General features: G+C 72.0%; 17 protein-coding genes and 1 pseudogene. 6 read left to right on the top strand and 12 right to left on the bottom strand.

Annotation, left to right across the window (positions count from 1 at the left end):
• Window positions 1-150 precede the first annotated feature (150 nt).
• From ABZ078_RS37295 to ABZ078_RS37280, 4 genes are all read right to left on the bottom strand, one after another.
• On the bottom strand, window positions 151-2,973 hold the full coding sequence (locus ABZ078_RS37295; RefSeq protein ID WP_356582886.1) for a DEAD/DEAH box helicase: 2,823 nt from the start codon (window positions 2,971-2,973) through the stop codon (window positions 151-153).
• Between the two features lie 124 nt (window positions 2,974-3,097).
• A complete protein-coding gene (locus tag ABZ078_RS37290) occupies window positions 3,098-3,679 on the bottom strand; it encodes a sugar kinase (RefSeq protein WP_356582884.1) in 582 nt (193 codons plus the stop codon).
• The gene (locus ABZ078_RS37285; protein ID WP_356582882.1) at window positions 3,676-4,827 is read right to left on the bottom strand and encodes an ROK family glucokinase; all 1,152 of its coding nucleotides are present in this window, start codon (window positions 4,825-4,827) and stop codon (window positions 3,676-3,678) included. The genes ABZ078_RS37290 and ABZ078_RS37285 overlap by 4 nt, the downstream gene beginning before the upstream one ends.
• Before the next feature lie 183 nt (window positions 4,828-5,010).
• Window positions 5,011-5,748: a GntR family transcriptional regulator gene (locus ABZ078_RS37280; protein WP_356582913.1), complete on the bottom strand. Its 738-nt coding sequence runs from the start codon at window positions 5,746-5,748 to the stop codon at window positions 5,011-5,013.
• Window positions 5,749-5,877: 129 nt separating this feature from the next.
• Between ABZ078_RS37280 and ABZ078_RS37275 the strand changes: the two genes are divergently transcribed.
• The gene (locus ABZ078_RS37275; RefSeq protein ID WP_356582880.1) at window positions 5,878-6,900 is read left to right on the top strand and encodes a Gfo/Idh/MocA family oxidoreductase; all 1,023 of its coding nucleotides are present in this window, start codon (window positions 5,878-5,880) and stop codon (window positions 6,898-6,900) included.
• 89 nt (window positions 6,901-6,989) lie between these two features.
• On the opposite strand, the gene ABZ078_RS37270 is transcribed toward ABZ078_RS37275, so the two are convergent.
• The 3 genes from ABZ078_RS37270 to ABZ078_RS37260 all read right to left on the bottom strand — a co-directional run bounded on the left by ABZ078_RS37270 (window position 6,990) and on the right by ABZ078_RS37260 (window position 10,247).
• Window positions 6,990-8,174, bottom strand: coding sequence for a cytochrome P450 (locus ABZ078_RS37270; protein ID WP_356582878.1), 1,185 nt, complete (start codon window positions 8,172-8,174; stop codon window positions 6,990-6,992).
• A gap of 44 nt (window positions 8,175-8,218) precedes the next feature.
• On the bottom strand, window positions 8,219-8,899 hold the full coding sequence (locus tag ABZ078_RS37265) for a response regulator transcription factor (protein WP_356582876.1): 681 nt from the start codon (window positions 8,897-8,899) through the stop codon (window positions 8,219-8,221).
• Between the two features lie 94 nt (window positions 8,900-8,993).
• Window positions 8,994-10,247, bottom strand: a complete 1,254-nt coding sequence (locus ABZ078_RS37260; RefSeq protein ID WP_356582874.1) for a histidine kinase — start codon at window positions 10,245-10,247, stop codon at window positions 8,994-8,996.
• 179 nt (window positions 10,248-10,426) lie between these two features.
• On the opposite strand from ABZ078_RS37260, the gene ABZ078_RS37255 reads away from it, so the two are divergent.
• The gene (locus ABZ078_RS37255; protein ID WP_356582872.1) at window positions 10,427-10,627 is read left to right on the top strand and encodes a hypothetical protein; all 201 of its coding nucleotides are present in this window, start codon (window positions 10,427-10,429) and stop codon (window positions 10,625-10,627) included.
• Window positions 10,628-10,710: 83 nt separating this feature from the next.
• Here ABZ078_RS37255 and ABZ078_RS37250 read toward each other — a convergent pair whose 3' ends face one another.
• Together ABZ078_RS37250 and ABZ078_RS37245 are read right to left on the bottom strand one after the other, a co-directional pair.
• Window positions 10,711-11,097, bottom strand: coding sequence for a ribonuclease domain-containing protein (locus tag ABZ078_RS37250; RefSeq protein WP_356582870.1), 387 nt, complete (start codon window positions 11,095-11,097; stop codon window positions 10,711-10,713).
• A 174-nt stretch (window positions 11,098-11,271) separates the two neighbouring features.
• Window positions 11,272-11,898 (bottom strand): dihydrofolate reductase family protein, encoded by a 627-nt coding sequence (locus ABZ078_RS37245; protein ID WP_356582868.1) that lies wholly within the window; start codon window positions 11,896-11,898, stop codon window positions 11,272-11,274.
• A gap of 150 nt (window positions 11,899-12,048) precedes the next feature.
• Between ABZ078_RS37245 and ABZ078_RS37240 the strand changes: the two genes are divergently transcribed.
• A complete protein-coding gene (locus ABZ078_RS37240; RefSeq protein ID WP_356582866.1) occupies window positions 12,049-12,795 on the top strand; it encodes an SDR family oxidoreductase in 747 nt (248 codons plus the stop codon).
• A 138-nt stretch (window positions 12,796-12,933) separates the two neighbouring features.
• Here the strand turns inward: ABZ078_RS37240 and alc are convergent, their stop codons facing one another.
• Complete coding sequence (gene alc / locus ABZ078_RS37235; RefSeq protein WP_356582864.1) at window positions 12,934-14,049, bottom strand: allantoicase; 1,116 nt, start codon at window positions 14,047-14,049, stop codon at window positions 12,934-12,936.
• 37 nt (window positions 14,050-14,086) lie between these two features.
• Window positions 14,087-15,427, bottom strand: a complete 1,341-nt coding sequence (allB, locus tag ABZ078_RS37230; protein WP_356582862.1) for an allantoinase AllB — start codon at window positions 15,425-15,427, stop codon at window positions 14,087-14,089.
• 249 nt (window positions 15,428-15,676) lie between these two features.
• Between allB and ABZ078_RS37225 the strand changes: the two genes are divergently transcribed.
• A complete protein-coding gene (locus ABZ078_RS37225) occupies window positions 15,677-16,474 on the top strand; it encodes an IclR family transcriptional regulator (protein WP_356582860.1) in 798 nt (265 codons plus the stop codon).
• A 128-nt stretch (window positions 16,475-16,602) separates the two neighbouring features.
• Here ABZ078_RS37225 and ABZ078_RS37220 read toward each other — a convergent pair whose 3' ends face one another.
• Entirely contained in the window at window positions 16,603-16,926 is a 324-nt protein-coding gene (locus ABZ078_RS37220) for a DUF5955 family protein (RefSeq protein ID WP_356582858.1), read from the bottom strand.
• 186 nt (window positions 16,927-17,112) lie between these two features.
• Here ABZ078_RS37220 and ABZ078_RS37215 point away from each other — a divergent pair, with 186 nt between their 5' ends.
• The gene (locus tag ABZ078_RS37215) at window positions 17,113-17,715 is read left to right on the top strand and encodes a nucleotidyltransferase family protein (RefSeq protein ID WP_356582856.1); all 603 of its coding nucleotides are present in this window, start codon (window positions 17,113-17,115) and stop codon (window positions 17,713-17,715) included.
• A gap of 210 nt (window positions 17,716-17,925) precedes the next feature.
• Window positions 17,926-18,476 (top strand): annotated as a pseudogene (locus ABZ078_RS37210) (malate synthase A); the annotation flags it as partial.

Here is an 18,476-nt window from a genome sequence, read left to right as displayed (position 1 = left end):
ACGGACGATCCGGCGAGCCCTCGGCATCTCGGCTCGGCTCCTCGTGAACCGGCGCCTGCCCCGCACCCACGACCCGCTCGTCGCTTCCCCGCTTCCTCTCTCCCGACCCTCCCGACCCTCCCGTCCCTCCGGTCTCTCCGGTCTCTCCGGTCATGACTCCCTCCGCAGCGACACAAGGTCGGACAGCTCACGGACCGTCAGTTCCGTGAGAGCCGATTCGCCGGTGCCGAGGATCGCGTCGGCCAAGGCCCGCTTGGACGCGAGCATCTCCGCGATGCGGTCCTCGACCGTGCCCTCGGTGATGAGGCGGTGAACCTGGACGGGCTGGGTCTGGCCGATGCGGTAGGCGCGGTCGGTGGCCTGCTCCTCCACGGCCGGGTTCCACCAGCGGTCGAAGTGGACGACATGGCCCGCGCGGGTCAGGTTCAGCCCGGTTCCCGCCGCCTTCAGGGAGAGGACCAGGACCGGGGTCGCGCCGCTCTGGAAGCGGTCCACCATGCGCTCGCGCTCCGGAACCGGCGTGCCGCCGTGCAGCAGGTCCACGGGGACGGCCCGGGCGGCGAGGTGGGAGGCGATCAGGCGGGCCATCCTCACGTACTGCGTGAAGACCAACGCCGAGCCGTCCTCCGCCAGGAGGGTGTCCAGCAACTCGTCCAGCAACGTCAACTTGCCGGAGCGAAGCGCCAGTCGGCCGGTGTCCGCTCCGCCCTCCTCCTTCAGATACAGCGCGGGGTGGTCGCAGATCTGCTTCAGCGACGTCAGGAGCTTCAGGACCAGGCCCCTGCGCGCCATGCCCTCCGCCGTCTCGATGGCGTACATCGACTCGCGCACCACCGCCTCGTAGAGCGCCGCCTGTTCCCGGGTGAGCGGGACCGGATGGTCGGTCTCCGTCTTGGGCGGCAGTTCGGGGACGATGCCGGGGTCGGACTTCTTGCGGCGCAGAAGGAAGGGGCGGACCAGGCGGGCCAGGCGTTCCACCGCCTCCTCGTCCTCGCCGTTCTCCACCGCGCGCGCGTGCCGGGCGCGGAAGGACTTCAGGGGGCCGAGCAGGCCCGGTGTCGTCCAGTCGAGCAGCGCCCAGAGCTCGGAGAGGTTGTTCTCGACCGGTGTGCCGGTGAGCGCCACGCGCGCGGGCGTCGGGATCGTGCGCAGGGCCTTCGCGGTCGCGGAGTACGGGTTCTTGACGTGCTGTGCCTCGTCGGCGACGACCATCCCCCAGGTGTGCTGGGCCAGCGTCGCCGCCGCCGACCGCATGGTGCCGTACGTGGTGAGGGCGAAGCCGCCGTCCAGGTCCTCCAGGGTCCGCTCCGGGCCGTGGAAGCGGCGGACGGGGACGCCGGGGGCGAAACGGGTGATCTCCCGTTGCCAGTTGCCGAGCAGCGAGGCGGGGCAGACGACCAGGGTCGGGGCCGTCCGGGCGCGCTTGAGGTGCAGGGCGATGACCGTGATCGTCTTGCCGAGACCCATGTCGTCCGCGAGGCAGCCGCCGAGGCCGAGGGACGTCATGAGGTCCAGCCAGGCCAGGCCCCGGAGTTGGTAGTCCCGCAACGTCGCCCGCAGTCCCGGCGGCGGTTCGGCCGGTCGTACCCCGGCCGTGAGGCGGTCGCGCAGGGCGGCCAGGGCGCCGACCGGTACCGCCTCGACGGTCTCGCCGTCGACCTCCGCCGTGCCCGTGAGGGCGACGGACAGTGCGTCGACCGGGTCGAGCAGGCCCAGTTCGCGCTTGCGGGCCTTGCGGACGAGGGCCGGGTCGACCAGCACCCAGCGGTCCCGCAGCCGGACGACCGGGCGGTGCGCCTCGGCGAGGGTGTCCATCTCGGCCTCGGTGAGCGGGTCGCCGCCGATCGCCAACTGCCAGCGGAACTGGAGCAGTTCCTCGCTCTCGAAGAAGCCGGTGCCGTCCGTCGCCGAGCCCGGCGCGGGCCGTACCACCGCGGCCGCGCTCAGGTCCTGCGCCAGGTCCCGGGGCCAGTGCACCGCGACCCCGGCCGCCGCGAGCCGGGTCGCCGCGATGCCGAGCAGATCGCCCAACTCCTCGTCGGACAGGGCCAGTACGTCGGGCACGTCCTGCTCGGACAGCCGGTCGAGCGGAACCCACACCCGCGCCGCGCGCCGCACCGCCAGCGCCGCGTCCACGCGCGCGCGGGGCCCGAAGGCGGCGTCCGCCTCGCCGGACCACAGGGCGGCCGCGTCGACCACCAGCGTGGGGTCGGCGAGGCTGTGCACCTGGACGATCGCGGCGCCCGCGCTGCGTACGCCGTCATCGCCGTCGTCGAACAGGTCGTACGCCGACAGGTCCAGGCGCAGCGAGATGCGCACGCCCGCGTCCATGCCGGCGGCGACCTCGGCCGCCCAGTCGTGGGCGTCGGGCAGGCGCACGCCCTGGCGCGCGGCGAAGGGCCGCCCCGAGGCGTGTGGTGCGGCGGGGGTGCGGGGCAGGGTGTCCGCGACCGCGTCCAGGAAGGACCGCATCAGCGCCTCGGGCTCGGGCAGCCGCAGCGGGCCCGGGCCGGTGAGCGGGACCGCGTGGCCCTCGTACGGCAGGGCGGCGGCGACCGCACGCAGGTGGGTGATGTCGTCCGGGTCGAGGGGGCCGGCCCGCCAGGCGTCGTGGCCGGTCGGTGTGAGGCCGGGCAGCAGCCGGCCGCGCGCGGTGAGCCGCAGGGCGTGCAGCGCGGCCGCGCCCCAGCAGGCGGTGGCGGGGTGGGCGGCCGGGTCGCGGCGGGCCCGTACGAGCAGCGGCAGCGCCTCGCCGAGCGGCAGGGACAGCGCGGGGGTGGTCCTGCGGCGGACTCCGGCGCCATGGCGTCGTACGACGGTGAGCTCCGTGTCCCCGGCGGGCAGCGGGCCGCCGTCGGGGTCCCAGAAGGCCATCCGCCCCTCGCGCGGGAGGGGCGCGGGCAGGAAGACGGCCGCGAGTCGGACGGGGACGGTCTCCCCCGCACGCTCGGCCACCGCGGCCCTGTCGCCCATACGTCCTGCCACCTCCCGCCCGTCGAGTCGGATCAACCGTCTTCGACTCTACGGGCGGGGTCTGACAATCGGCCCCGGCGCGAGGGACGCGGGCCGGGGACGGCCCGGTGTCGTTCGGGGGTCGTCACGGAACGGTGCGCGAGACGACGTACACGAACGGCTTGTCCGGGATGGACATGTTCACGACCACGTCATGCGTGGGCGCCGGGTTCTTCTGCTTGTGGACGACGCCGTACCACGGCCCGGGGCCCGTGAACTCCCAGCCGGTGATCTTCTGGTCGCGGGTGCTGATGGCGATGTCGTCCGGCTCCAGGTCGTCCCGGCCGAAGCCCATGGACTTCAGGTAGCCGTCCAGGCCCCCGGGGGTGGTCTCGAACTGGACGTAGAGACGGCTGGTCTTCCAGTTGTTCGTCTCGTAGTACGCGACCTTGTACGACGGAACCGGGATCGGGATCTGGTAGAGCCGACGCTGCACCCGCGACGGCCAGCCCTCGGTGAGCCCGGTCGCCGAGTACTTCCTCTCCTTGTCCTTGCCGCTGTCGCGGCTCTGGTTGGCGGAGATCACCAGATAGCCGGCGGGCACACCGATGAGCAGCACGATGATGAGCAGGGTGAGCGCCCTGCGACGGATCATGTGGCGACGGTCCTCGGGCGGCTGCTGCGGCTCGTCCGGGGAGTCGGCCTGGCGGGGTACGGTCACGGTCACGCGGGTCCCTGGGACGAACGGCGGGCCTCCGCGAACTTCGCGTAGCGCTCGTAGCGCTCGACCCGGCGCCGGTTGGCGCGGCGGAAGCGGCGGGCGACAAGGCGGGCCAGGTCGGCGGCGCCGACCATGCCGGCCTCGGGGCCGAGCTGGGCTCGGGTGATACGGGCCTCGGGGCGGTAGCCGCGGCCGGTGAGATGGCGTTTGAAGGCGTCCCGCGCGGGGCCGATCAGCAGGTCGTCGGCGGCCGACACACCGCCGCCGATGACGAAGCAGGACGGGTCCAGGGCGGCCGCGAGGTTGGCGATGCCGACGCCGAGCCACTGGCCGATGTCCTGGAGCAGCTCGATGCACATGGCGTCGCCCTCGCGCGCCAGCTCGGTGATCATCGGGCCGGTGATGTCGCCGATGCTGCCCTTGACGTGCTCGATGATCCCGTACGCCACCGGCGAGTCCGCGGCCGCCAGTTCGCGTGCCTCCCTGACCAGCGCGTTGCCCGAGCTGTACTGCTCCCAGCAGCCGCGGTTGCCGCACGGGCAGCGATGGCCGCCGGGCACGACCTGCATATGGCCGAACTCGCCGGCGACGCCGTACTTGCCGCGCTTGACCTGCCCGTCCTCCAGGATGGCGCCGCCGATGCCGGTACCCAGCGTGATCATGACGAGGTGGTCCTCGCCGCGGCCGGCGCCGAAGCGCCACTCGGCCCAGGCGGCGGTGTTCGCGTCGTTGTCGACCAGGACGGGAACGGCGAGGCGACCGGCGATGCGGTCGCGCAGCGGTTCGTTGCGCCAGGACAAATGCGGTGCGAACAGCACGCGGTTGCGGTCGGCGTCGACCCAGCCGGCCGCGCCTATGCCGACGGCGTGCACGTCGTGGCGGTCGGACAGGTCCAGGACCAGCTCGACGATCGTGTCCTCGACGACCTTAGGACTCTTGGACTTGTCCGGGGTCTCCGTGCGGAGCTTCTCCAGGATGTTGCCGTCGGCGTCCACGACGCCCGCCATCACCTTGGTGCCGCCGATGTCGATGCCCACGGTCGGCACGCGGGGCGCCGACAGGTGTGAGCGGCGTTCCCGGGGGCCGACCGTTCGGAGCGCCGGCGCGCGGCGGGAGCCGATGGGAGCGGCGGTGAAGTCGCGGTAGGTGCTCATCAAGGCCCGATTCTGCCTCACCGTAGGAATGGGTGCCGTACGGGGGAACAATGGGGTGGTTCATGACGTATGCCGTCTACAGGTTGTATGGGGCTGGTCGCGCGGTTCCCCGCGCCCCGTTCAGGGCACTGCAGCACAGGAGCATTGGATTGTCCTGACATTGCAACGTACCAGCCGGTCCGTTCACGAGCGTACGAGCAGCTGGAACTCGAAGGAGTAGCGGCTCGGCCGGTACGTATGGGTGCCGTACTCGACTGCCCTGCCCGTGTCGTCGAAGGTCACCCGCTGCATCGTGAGCAGTGGCGCACCCTCCTCCTCCGCAAGGCGCTCGGCTTCCGCGGCGGTGGCCGCGCGGGCGCCGATGGTCTGGCGGGCGCTGTGCAGGGTGATGCCGGCGGCGCGCATCAGGCGGTACAGGCCGGTGGCCTCCAGTTGCGCGGTGTCCAGGTCGATCAGGGCGGGCGGCAGGAAGTTGCACAGGTACGCCATCGGCTCACCGTGCGCGAGGCGCAGCCGTTCGATGCGGTGCACGTCGCTGTCCTCGGCGACCCCGAGCGCCGCCGCGACCTCGGCGGACGCCGGGACGACGGTGTTGACGAGCACCTTGGTCGCCGGGCGCTGGCCGGCCGACTCCAGGTCGTCGTAGAGGCTGCTCAGCTCCAGCGGGCGCTTGACCTGGCTGTGCACGACCTGGGTTCCGACGCCTCGGCGGCGCACCAGCAGGCCCTTGTCGACCAGCGACTGGATGGCCTGGCGGACGGTCGGCCGGGACAGGCCGAGGCGTGCGGCGAGTTCGATCTCGTTGCCCAGCAGGCTGCCGGGGGTGAGCGCTCCGTGCTCGATCGCGGCCTCGAGCTGCTGGGACAGCTGGAAGTACAAGGGCACCGGACTGCTCCGGTCCACGCTGAGCTCGAGTTCCACGGTCGGGTCCACTTCTGGTTTCGGCACGGGCCGACTGTAGCTCTACGCGTTGTTGACGGGAAGTCGTGTAGTTCGATTGTCCGGACATTTGCATTGACAGGGTACGCGCCGAACCCGCACTTTGTTTCCATGCGCATCGGGGTCATCGGTACGGGCCGCATCGGCACGATCCACGCCAACACGCTCAGCCGCCATCGCGACGTCGGGTCCCTGATCCTCACGGACGCGGACGCCACGCGCGCCCAGGCACTGGCGCACCGGTTGGGCGAGACGGCGGCGCCCGGAGTGGACGAGATCTTCCGGTGGGGCGTGGACGCGGTGGTGATCACGACGGCGACGTCGGCCCACGCCGAACTGATCGGTCGGGCAGCGCGGTCGGGGCTTCCGGTGTTCTGCGAAAAGCCCATCGCCCTTGATCTGCCAGGCACTTTGCACGCGATCGGCGAGGTGGAGACGGCCGGGACGGTCCTCCAGATGGGCTTCCAGCGCCGCTTCGACGCGGGGTACGTGGGCGCGCGCGAGGCGGTCCGCTCCGGGCGGCTCGGGCGTCTGCACACCGTGCGGGCGGTGACCAGCGACCAGGAGCCGCCACCCGCCGCGTGGCTGCCGCTGTCCGGCGGGCTGTACCGGGACACACTGATCCACGACTTCGACATGCTGCGCTGGGTGACCGGGCGCGAGGTCGTCATCGCGTACGCGGCCGGGTCGGACGCCGGGCCCGAGATGTTCCGGGCGGCGGGCGACGTCGACACGGCGGCGGTGGTGCTCACACTGGACGACGGCACGCTCGCCACGGCCACGGCGACGCGGCTGAACGGCGCCGGGTACGACGTGCGCATGGAGCTGGCAGGGGAGCTGGACCAGATCGTGGTCGGCCTGGACGACCGTACGCCGATCGCGTCCACCGAGCCCACGGGGCCGCCCGCCGCGGACAAGCCGTGGTCGGGGTTCCTGGAGCGCTTCGGACCGGCGTACGAGGCGGAGCTGAACGCGTTCGTGGAGGTGGTGCGCGGGGAGCGGGCCAACCCCTGCGACGGGCGGGAGGCCCTGCAGGCGCTGCGGATCGCGGAGGCCTGCGAGGTGTCGCGGCGCGAGCGAAGACCAGTCGCGCTCGCGGAGCTCCCGGGCGGGGCTGCCGCCGCGGCTCTGTAAGGCCGCCGTCGATGGGCCTCCCGTCACCCCGCCGGCCTCCGAAGCCCTTCGTCGCCCGCCGCCCTCCGAGGTCCCCCGGCGCCCTGCCCCTACCACCGCACCGGCAGACTCCGCACCCCGCGCATCAGCACCCCCGGCAGCCACTCCCCCGGCGCCCCGTCCAGGGCCAGGCCCGGAGCGCGCTCCACCAGGGACCGGAGCGCCGTGCGGGCCTCCAGGCGGGCCAGGGGGGCACCCAGGCAGTAGTGGATGCCATGGCCGAACGCGAGGTGGCCGCGGGAGTCGCGGCGGATGTCGAAGCGGTCCGGGACGGGGAAGCGGGCCGCGTCACGGTCGGCGGCGGTGAGGCCGACCATCACCGACTCGCCCTGGGCGATCGGGACTTGGGCGATCTCCAGGGGTTCGGCCGCGAATCGGAACGTCGCGTTCTCCACCGGGCCCTCGTAGCGCAGCGCCTCCTCGATCGCGCCGTCGAGCAGGGTCATGTCGGCGCGCAGGGCGGAGAGTTGGTCCGGGTGGGTGAGCAGGCCGTGGACGGCGTTGGTGATGAGGTTGACCGTCGTCTCATGGCCCGCGATCAGCAGGACGAAGGCCATGCCCCGCAGTTCCTCCGGGGAGAGCCGGTCGCCGTCCTCCGCGGTGGTGCGGATCAGCTCGCCGAGCAGGTCGGCGCTCGGCCCGGCGCGGCGCTTGTCCTCGATGAGTTCGGTGAGGTACTCGGCGAGGCGCACGAAGGCGTCGTACTCGCTCGCCGCGCTGGTGGGCGCGACCGCCTCCGTGGACAGCTTGCGGAACTCCGTACGGTCCATCTCCGGCACGCCGAGCAGTTCGCAGATCACGGTGATCGGCAGCGGGTAGGCGAACGACTCGACGAGGTCGGCGCGGCCGTGCGGCAGCATCGCGTCGAGCAGCTCGTCGGTGATCTGCCCGATCCTGGGCCGGAGTTCCTCGACGCGGCGCATGGTGAACGCGCGCGTGATGAGGCCGCGCAACCGGGTGTGCTGGGGCGGGTCGGCGACCAGCAGGTACTTCCCGATCAGCTCCTCGTCGAGGAACGTCACCCCGATCCTGCTGCCGTCCTTGGCCAGCCGTGGGTCGGCGAGCGCCGCGCGCGCCTCCTCGTACCCCACGACGAGCCAGGTCTCGTGGTGGGCGTCGGGCTCCGGAAGTCGCACCCGGTGCACCGGGCCCTGGGCTCGCAGCCTCGCGTACACGGGGTGCGGGTCCGTCCGGAACCCGTCGCCGTACTCCCCCAGGTCGATCACTTCTGCCATGCCGCTCCCCCTCCCAGTACACCGAGAACGCGCGGGAGCCCCGACTAGTGCCCGTCTTCCTCCAGTTGTTCCAGAAGTCCCGCGTCGTACGCCAACAGGGCGATCTGCACACGGTTGTTGAGGTCGAGCTTGGCCAGGACGCGGGAGACATGGGTCTTGACGGTGGCGACGCTCATGAAGAGTTCCGCGGCGATCTCGGCGTTGGACAGGCCCCGGCCCACCGCGACGGCGACCTCGCGCTCACGGTCGTTGAGGCCGCTGAGCCGCTCACGCGCGCGTGCGCGGCGGGTGTCGGCGGCGGTGCCGGCGGCGTGCTCCATCAACTGGCGTGTCACGGTGGGCGACAGGACCGGGTCGCCGGCCGCGACGCGGCGCACCGCGTCGACGATCTCGGCGGGCGGCGTGTCCTTGAGCACGAACCCGGCGGCGCCGGCCCGCAGGGCGCGCAGCACCTGCTCGTCGGCATGGAAGGTGGTCAGCAGCACGACCTGCGGGGCGTCCTTCCTGCCGCGCAGGCGCTCCGTGGCGGTGAGGCCGTCGACCGACGGCATGCGGATGTCCATGAGGACCACGTCCGGTCGGACCCGCTCGACCAGCGCGTCGACCTCCGCGCCGTCGGACGCCTCGCCGACGATCTCGATGTCGTCGGCGCCACCCATCATGAAGGACAGGCCGGCCCTGACCAACGGGTCGTCGTCGACGAGGAGGAGTCTGATCGCAGTCATGTGCCTTACGTAATCACGGTTGTGGGGCGGGGATGGACCGGGTCGCGAGGAGTGCCCCTCAGGCATGCGGGTGCCTCCGTGGTGTGGACCGAGCTCAGCCCCACGGCAGCCGGGCCCGCACCTCGAACCCCCCGTCCGCCGCCGGTCCGTGCTCCAGCCGGCCGCCGGTCAGCATGGCCCGTTCCGTCAGGCCGATCAGGCCCTGTCCGGAGCCGGGGACATGGGGGACCTCGCCCTCGGGCGCGGGATTGCGCACCGACACGGACAGGCCCTCGCCCGGCGCGCCGGTCACCGTCACCGTGACCTCGGTGCCGGGGGCGTGTTTGCGGGCGTTGGTCAGGCCCTCCTGGGTGATGCGGTAGGCGGTGCGGCCGACGGAGGCGGGCACGGTGGCCGGGTCGGTGACGCGCTGGTCGAGGGTGACCTTCATGCCGGCCTCACGGGACTCGGTGACCAGCGCCTCCAGCGCCGCGAGGGTCGGCTGCGGGCGCCCGGTGTCGTCGGGCTCGCCGGCCCGCAGCACGCCGATGATCTCCCGTAGGTCCTGGAGGGCCTCGTGGGCGCTCTCCCGGATGACGCCGGCCGCCCGCGCGATCTCCTCGCGGGGTGCGTCGGGCCTGAACTCCAGCGCGCCCGCGTGCACGCTGAGCAGCGTCAGCCGGTGCGCGAGGACGTCGTGCATCTCCCGGGCGATGGCCTCGCGGGCGAGGCGCTGCGCCTGCTCGGCGCGCAGCCGGGCCTCCGTCTCGGCGCGCCGGGCGCGGTCGCGCAGGCTCAGCATGAGGAGCCGTTTCGACCGGGCCAGCATGCCCCAGGCGACCACCACGGCGGTCAGCAGCAGAGCCAGCACGACGGCCCAGCCGTACGGCAGATCGGGCTCGGGACGCCACCAGAAGTACAGCGGGTTCAGCGCCACGCTGGCGCCGGCCACCCAGGCCACGTACCGGAAGGGCCGGTGCACGGCGAGCGTGAACAGGGCGACCAGGCCGGCGCCGCCCGCCGTCGCCGACACGAACGAGACCGGAACCATCGCGACGGCGAACCCGACCGGCCAGCGGCGCCGCAGCCACACCGCGGCGCAGGAGAGCGCGCCCAGCAGTTGGTCGAAGGCGGCGTAGCCGACCGGCAGATCCTCCTTCTGCAGCGTGTCCGCGCCGAGCAGCCCGATGAACACGGCCAGCAGGAAGCAGGAGAAGTCGACGACCCAGTCGCGCGCGGTGCGCCGGAGCCGCCCGGAGCGTGCGGTCCGCGCGGCGTCGGGGTCGAACTCCTTGATCAGGGCCGAGGGCAGCAGCCAGCGCCGCCCCGCGAACGCCTGGGGTCTGGGCTCCGGCTCGTCACCACTCACGATCGACAAATCTACGCAGTGGCGGGCTTCGGTGCGCCTTCACGGACGCGTTCGTCGACCAAAGTCGCGGCATCGGCAACCTTGGTCGTGGTGACGCCAGGCGGAACGTGGACTTCCGTCGGCCATGGCTCGCCCCGCGGCCGATTGGCGTGGGGGGTCCGCGGGGCGAGGGTCATGGCATGAAGCAACTGCTGGAGATCCTGGGATTCATCGCTCTGGTGCAGGGCGTCGCGGGCCTGGTGCACGAGTTCACGGACTGGGACTGGGGTCTCGTACAACGGATCGGTTTCCTCGACGGCTTCGAGATCTACGCGAGCGTCACCCTGCTCGTGCTGGCGTTCGCGCTGTTCGCCGCCGCCGAGAGCCGGAAGTCCGGCTGAGCGCCGGCCGGTGCGCCGACCGGCGCGGACCGGACTCCCGGCCGGTCGACGCCGATCATCGGCGTCGACCGTGACCGGCGGACTCAGCAGCCGTAGTCGACCAGGTCGAACGACCTGTAGTGGTCGGCCGTGTAGTAGTCCTCCTGGTTCTGCTCACCGGTGACGATCCGGCGAGCTCCACGCGTGTCGGAACCAGGCGTGATCACCGTGTACTCGTGGTAGTACCCGGACTGCTGACTGGGCAGGATGCCTTCCCGGTTCTGGAAGACGGTGCCGTCCTGTTCGAACGGGAACGGGCCGCCCTGCTCGATCAGGTCGAGCGTGTCGTGGGCCTGGGAGGGCAGGTCGCTGTAGCAGATGCTGCCGACCGCGGCGGCCGCCGGCGTGGCGGTGACGGTGCCGCCGACGAGCAGGGCGGACAGGACGGCGGCCGCGGTGCCGATGCGGGTGATGTGTGGGGGGAATCTCATGCCCCTCATGATGACGCGCGTAGACAGTGGCATGTCAATGACAACGGCGGAGATTTTCCCGGCAAGTCCGATCAGTTTTCGGGAAGTTAACGTGCGCCCCGGCGTCCTCACCCGATCTCCATCAATCGTGCGAGAACGCCGCGGACGAGGGAGGACGCGCGCCGCGCCGGGTCGTCACGCGTTCTCGGGGAGCGCGAACGAGCCGTACTCGGGGCGACCGGCCAGATCGTACGAGTGGATGGCGACGCCGGTGCTCGTGGTGCGGCCGCCGGTGTGCCTGAACGCGGTGGGCACGGCGCCCTCCGTGAACAGGCGGAAGCCCGCGCCGAGCACTACGGGGAAGGTCAGCAGGTGAAGGGTGTCGACGAGGTCGAGGGCCAGCAGTGACCTGACGAGGGCGCCGCTGCCGTGGACCTGGAGCTCGCCGTCGGTGCGCTCCTTCAGGGCGGTGACCTCCTTGCCGAGGTCGCCGCTGACCACCGTGGTGCCGGCCCACGCGGGGTCCGTCAGCGTCGAGGAGGCGACGTACTTCGGCAGTGCGTTGAGCTTGGACGAGACCGGGTCGGCGGGGTCGGTCACCTTCGGCCAGAACGAGGCGAAGATGTCGTACGTACGGCGTCCGAGGAGGAAGGCGGCCGGGCGCTGGAAGACCTCGTTGATGAACTGGCCGAAGTCGTCGTCGGCGTACGGAAAGCTCCAGCCGCCGTGCTGGAAGCCGCCGCGGGTGTCCTCCTCCGGGCCGCCGGGTGCCTGGTAGACGCCGTCGAGCGTGACGAAGAGGGTGGAAACGAGCTTGCCCATGAGAAGTGCCTCTTTTCCGGGGTGGGATCCGCTGTCATCACCTCAGACCCCATCGGCACCCGCAACTCATCGGTGGGCCGTACGGCGCCGCCTCATCTCCATGTCCGTTCGCCGCCGGAGCTCGGGCCCGCGCGGCGCTGGGATGGACCCATGACAACCACTCACGGAACTCTGAACGGCAAGGTGGCCCTCGTCACCGGTGGCAGTCGCGGTATCGGCGCGGCGACCGCTCTGCGGCTCGCGCGGGAGGGCGCGGACGTCGCCGTGACGTACCTGAACGGCAAGGAGGCGGCCGAGGAGGTCGTGCGGGGCGTGGCGGCGCTCGGGAGGCGGGCCGTGGCCCTGCGGGCGGACTCCGCGGACGCGGACGAGGCCGCGGGCGCGGTCGGGCGTGCGGCGGAGGAGCTCGGGGGTCTGGACGTGCTGGTGAACAATGTCGGCATCGGAGTGCTGGGCCCGCTGGAGGGCCTGTCGCTCGCGGACGTGGACCGGGTCCTCGCCGTGAACGTCCGGGGCGTCTTCCTGGCTTCCCGGGCAGCGGCCGCCCGCATGACCGCCGGGGGCAGGATCATCACGATCGGCACCTGCATGACCCAGCGGGTGCCGGGCCCCGGCGGAACGCTCTACGCGACCAGCAAGTCGGCCCTGATCGGCCTGACGAAGGCCCTGGCGCGCGAGCTGGGCCCGCGCGGCATCACGGCGAACATCGTCCACCCCGGCCCCATCGACACGGATCTGAACCCGGCGGACGGCCCGTACGCGCCCGACCAGGCGGCGATGACCGCACTGGGTCGTTTCGGCACCCCCGCGGAGGTGGCGTCGACGGTCGCGCACCTGGCCGGGGCGGAGTACGTCACGGGCGCGGAGTTCGCGGTGGACGGCGGCCACGCGGCGTGACGTGACGGCGGCGTGACATGACGTGGGGGTGACATGACGTGGCGCGTGAATGACGTGGGGCGCACCGGTGCTGTCCGGGCCGGTGCGCCCCACGGGTTCAGTCGCCCTTCACGGGCTCCGGTCGCCGCCCCTACGGCTTCAGCCGCCCAGTTCCTGATGTCGCGCGGCCAGCGCCGCCGCGCCCTGCTCCGTCAGCGAGCCGAACAGGCGCAGCCGGGAGATGCCGCCGTCCGGGAAGATGTCCACGCGCGCGTGGGTGCCGACGGCCGGGGTGTCGAGGACGAAACGGTGGTTGGTGTCGGGCTGGAGGCGGGTGCGCGGGAGGACCTCCTGCCAGTCGCCGTTCTCGCCGTCCTTGACCGACACCGACGCCCAGCCCGCGCTGTTGCCCTTCAGATACGCCGTGTCGATCTCGAGCGCCCGGATCTGGGACTGCGCCACCAGCCGGTAGCGGATCCAGTCGTTGCCCTGGTCGCGGCGCCGGCGCGTCTCCCAGCCGTCGTCCATCTTGCGGGAGCGGCCCGGCTGGATGGTGTTGGTGGCGGGCGAGTAGAAGAGGTTGGAGGCGTCCTCGACCTGGCCGCCGTTCTCCAGGGCGACCACGTCGAAGGTGTCCAGCGCCTCCAGCCACCGCGGGTCGGGGGCCACCTCGCCGTACACGCGCAGGCGCGCGATGCCGCCGTCGGGGTGCTGGTTGACCCGGAGATGGGTGAAGCGCTGCTCGACGGCGATGGCGAAACCGTTCGCCGCGTGGCCGCCGACGGGCGTGCGCGGCACCAGCGTCGTCCACTTCACGCCGTCCGCCAGCAGTTCCTCCGGCGACGGAGAACCCGGCACGGACGTGCCCTCGACGGACACGGCCTGCGGGTAGTTGCCGCGGAAGTGGGCGGTGTCGACGACGATCCCGCGGATCACGCCGGGCGCGCCGAGCCGGACCAGCGCCCAGTCGTGGTCCTCGGCCGTCGGCCACGGGTGCTCGGCGGAGGCGCCGCGGCGCCGCCGGGTCTCCCAGCCGTCCATGATCTTGCCCTTGTGCCCGAAGTGCTCGGGGTCGAACTCGGCCCGCTCGGGCACCAGCAGGTTCTCGCGCTGGGCGAAGAACTCGTCGTTGGCGGCGATGACACCGGCGCCGAGGCGGCGGTCGGCGAGGTCGGCGTACTGGGTGAAGGGGAAGTCGGCGGTGCGGTAGTCCGCGTACGGGTCGCCGCCGCCGTAGGGGTTCGCGTCGCCGGTGTAGCTGGGTGTCGCCGTCACGGTGATCAGGTCTGCCTTTCGAGATCGGTGGTGGTGGTCAGCTGGTCCGGGTGAGGAGTCGCCCCTTCGGCTCGGTGAACTCGCCGTCCGCGACGATGCGTTCGCCACGCAGCCAGGTGGATCTGACGACGCCGTACAGGGTCTTGCCCGCGTACGCCGTCACGCGGTTGCGGTGCTGGAGGGCGGCCGGGTCGACGGTGAACGTCTCGTCGGGGGCGAGGACGGCGAAGTCGGCGTCGCGGCCCGCCGCGATGGCGCCCTTGCGGTCGTCGAGCCCCACGAGTTCGGCCGTCCGCGCGGACATCCAGCGGACCACGTCCTCCAGTCCGTGCCCTCGCTCGCGCGCCTCGGTCCACACCGCCGCCAGGCTGAGCTGGAGTCCGGAGATGCCGCCCCAGGCCGTCGCGAAGTCGTCGGTCTTCAGGTCGGCCGTGGAGGGCGAGTGGTCGGTCACCACGCAGTCGATGGTGCCGTCGGCCAGTGCCTGCCAGAGCAGGTCCTGGTTGGCGGACTCACGGATGGGCGGGCAGCACTTGAACTCGCTGGCGCCGTCCGGGACTTCCTCGGCGGTCAGGGTCAGATAGTGCGGGCAGGTCTCCACGGTGATCCGTACGCCCTCCCGCCTGGCCTCGGCGATCAGCGGCAGCGCGTCGCTCGACGAGAGGTGCAGGACGTGCACGCGCGCGTGGAGGCGCTTCGCCTGGGCGATCAGCTGGGCGATCGCCGTGTCCTCCGCGTCGCGTGGGCGTGAGGCCAGGAAGTCGGCGTATCTGGGGCCGCTCCGCTGCGGGGCGGATTCGAGGTGGTGGGGGTCCTCGGCGTGCACGATCAGCAGGCCGTCGAAGGAGGCGATCTCGGCCAGGGACTGGGCGAGTTGGTCCTGGGTCAGGTGCGGGAACTCGTCCACGCCGGACGGCGACAGGAACGCCTTGAAGCCGAAGACGCCGGCCTCGTGCAGCGGGCGCAGGTCCTTGACGTTGTCGGGCAGGGCGCCGCCCCAGAAGCCGACGTCGATGTGCGCCTTGTCGGCGGCGACGTCCTGCTTGGTGCGGAGGTGGTCGACCGTCGTGGTGGGCGGGAGGGAGTTGAGCGGCATGTCGACGAGGGTGGTGATGCCGCCGGCCGCCGCGGCGCGCGTGGCGGTCCAGAAGCCCTCCCACTCGGTGCGGCCGGGGTCGTTGACGTGCACGTGCGTGTCGACCAGGCCGGGCAGCAGGACGTCGTCGCCGAGGTCCTCCAGGCGTGCGCCGGAGGGCACTTGGGCGTCGTACGGCAGAACGGCCGTGATCTTCCCGTCGGCGACCGCGACCGACGCGGCGCGCGTCCCTTCGGGCGTGATGACGCGCGTCGAGCGCAGCACCAGTTCAGCGTCGGACACCCGGACCCCTCTCTGCCGCCGTCAACTTCCGCGTGACGGAATTCAACTTTCTGTTGAAGGAGTCTTCACTCCCGTTCCCGAGCCGTCAAGGGCACACTTCTCCACAGTGCACCCCACACAAGCACTCTGGACGTTTCCACAAAGCGGAATTAGAATTCCAGCAAGCAGAACGTAGCTATGTACAAGCGGGGAGTCAACCGACTGACGGGTAGGCTTCTGCCCTTCCACCGGTCCCGAAAGGAACGCGCCGTGCCGACGTCCAGCGCCAGCACCACCGGCTCCGCCAAATCCAGCTCCAATGGCGGCGTCCAGTCCCTTGAGCGCGCCTTCGACCTGCTCGAACGGATGGCGGACGCGGGCGGCGAGGTCGGTCTGAGCGAGCTGTCCGCGAGCAGCGGGCTGCCGCTGCCCACCATCCACCGCCTGATGCGCACGCTCGTGGCGTGCGGATACGTACGCCAGCAGCCCAACCGCCGCTACGCCCTCGGCCCGCGCCTGATCCGCCTCGGCGAGTCCGCATCCCGGCTGCTGGGCACCTGGGCCCGGCCCTACCTCGCCCGGCTGGTCGAGGAGACCGGCGAGACGGCGAACATGGCCCTGCTCGACGGAGACGAGATCGTCTACGTCGCCCAGGTGCCGTCCAAGCACTCGATGCGCATGTTCACCGAGGTCGGCCGGCGCGTGCTGCCGCACTCCACCGGCGTGGGCAAGGCGCTGCTCGCCGGGTTCCCGCCGGAGGAGGTGCGCGCGCTGCTGTCCCGTACCGGGATGCCCGCCGCCACGGAGAAGACGATCACCACCGCGGACGGCTTCCTGGCGGCGCTGGAGGACGTGCGGCGCAACGGCTACGCGGTCGACGACAACGAGCAGGAGGTCGGCGTCCGCTGCCTGGCCGTCTCCGTTCCCGACTCCCCCACCGCGGCAGCGATCTCGATCTCCGGCCCGGCGGGGCGGGTCACCGAGGCGGCGACCGAGAAGATCGTGCCGGTGCTTCAGCAGGTGGCCGGGGAACTGTCCGAGGCACTGGCGAGCCAGAACCCCGCCTGACGACGACGCGCCGCCGACCCGTACGACCCCCACCGGCCGGCCCACTCCCCGCACACCGAAAGACGCCTTGCCGCGCCCTGACGGACCTGTCCGGCAGACGCCTGCGGCCCCGCCCGGTCAGCCAGACCCTAGCCCCGCCCGCGCGGCCGCTCCCCGCCGAACAGGTCCACGGCGTCACGCACATCCGACAGACCCCGCGACAACGCGCTGACGGACCCGATCGCGCCCGCGATCAGCAGTAGCGACCTGCGCAGCCGGGACGTCTCCGGCACCCCGTCGCCGGCCATCGCCGCCAGCGCGGCCAGTTCGTCCTCGGCGATCGCACGGTCCGGGAACTCGGCCGGATGCGCGGCGAGTTCGCGGCGCAGACGGGACACCGCCGTCCGCAGTTCCGCCACCCTCGAGTCCTCGTCGCTGCCCGTCACCGGCCTCTGCCCCAAGCTCCGCAACACAGCACTCCCCCTCGCACGCCGTTGTGCGCCAGTAGTCCCGCTCCCCCGTCGAGCCCCCCTGACGTCGGTCGGGCGCCGGGGACGCGGGTCAGTAAACGCCACCCGACGCCGGGTGCGCCACCATGCGGACGGAAATTCAGCCCTGGGAAGCCGGGCACTCGCGCAGGTGTCAGGTAAGCAGGACATATGACTGAGACAGAAGCGCCCCCGGTCGCCGGTCTGCTCCTCGCGGCGGGGGGTGGGAGACGGCTCGGCGGACGGCCCAAGGCGCTGCTCCCCCACCGCGGCAGGCCCCTCGTCGAGTACGCCGTCGGCGTGCTCCGCGCGGCCGGCTGCGCCCGCGTGCATGTGGTGCTGGGCGCGCAGGCCGCCGCCGTACGGGAGCGGGCGGAGCTGGGCGACTGCGTCCTGGTGGAGAACCCGGACTGGGCCGACGGGATGGGCTCCTCCCTGCGCGCCGGGCTGGACTCGCTGGCCGGAACGGGAGCCGGGGCGGCGCTCGTCTCGCTCGTCGACCAGCCCGGCATCGGACCGGAGGCGGTGGCCCGGGTGCTCGCCGCGTACGAGGGAGAGGCGTCGCTCGTCTCGGCCGCCTACGACGGCGTGCGCGGGCATCCGGTCCTCCTCGGCGCCGCCCACTGGCCGGGCATCGCGGCGACTGCGACCGGCGACCGGGGGGCACGCGCCTACCTGAAGGACCACGAGGAGGTGATCGGACTCATCGAATGCGGGGATGTGGCCCGGCCGTACGACATCGACACCGAGGCCGATCTCGCCCACCTTGAGTAAGGGCGGTGGCACTCGGCGCCACCTTGCCTCGACTCAGAGAATCTCGACATCAACAAACCATTGAACTTCCACCATGAGGAAACTAGTATCCACTGCTCAGAAGCGCCCGTCCGCTCCACGGGCGCTGCCCGCCCTGTCCGGGAAGACTGGCACCCGGTGCCAGAGCTCGACCAGCTCGTCCACGTAGCTCGCTGAAGGAAGTGACAGCTCATGTCCGCACCAGCGCCGTCCCCGCTGGCCATCGTCGACGCCGAGCCCCTGCCCCGGCAGGAGGAGGTCCTCACGGACGCGGCCCTCGCCTTCGTGGCCGAGCTGCACCGCCGGTTCACGCCCCGGCGTGACGAACTCCTCGCCCGCCGCGCTGAGCGCCGCGCCGAGATCGCCCGCACCTCCACACTCGACTTCCTCCCGGAGACCGCCGCGATCCGCGCGGACGACTCCTGGCGGGTGGCCCCGTGCCCGCCCGCGCTGCAGGACCGCCGGGTCGAGATCACCGGCCCCACCGACCGCAAGATGACCATCAACGCCCTCAACTCGGGCGCCAAGGTCTGGCTGGCCGACTTCGAGGACGCCTCGGCGCCGACCTGGGAGAACGTCGTCCTCGGCCAGCTCAACCTGATCGACGCCTACACCCGGAACATCGACTTCACCGACCCGAGGTCCGGCAAGTCGTACGCCCTGCGCCCGAACGACGAGCTCGCGACCGTCGTCATGCGCCCGCGCGGCTGGCACCTGAACGAGCGGCACCTCCAGGTCGACGG

Origin of the sequence: Streptomyces sp. NPDC006385 (genome assembly GCF_040612485.1) — a bacterium.
GTDB lineage: Bacteria > Actinomycetota > Actinomycetes > Streptomycetales > Streptomycetaceae > Streptomyces.
The sequence above is the reverse complement of the archived record's forward strand: the minus strand, read 5'-3'. Positions and strand labels throughout refer to the sequence as shown.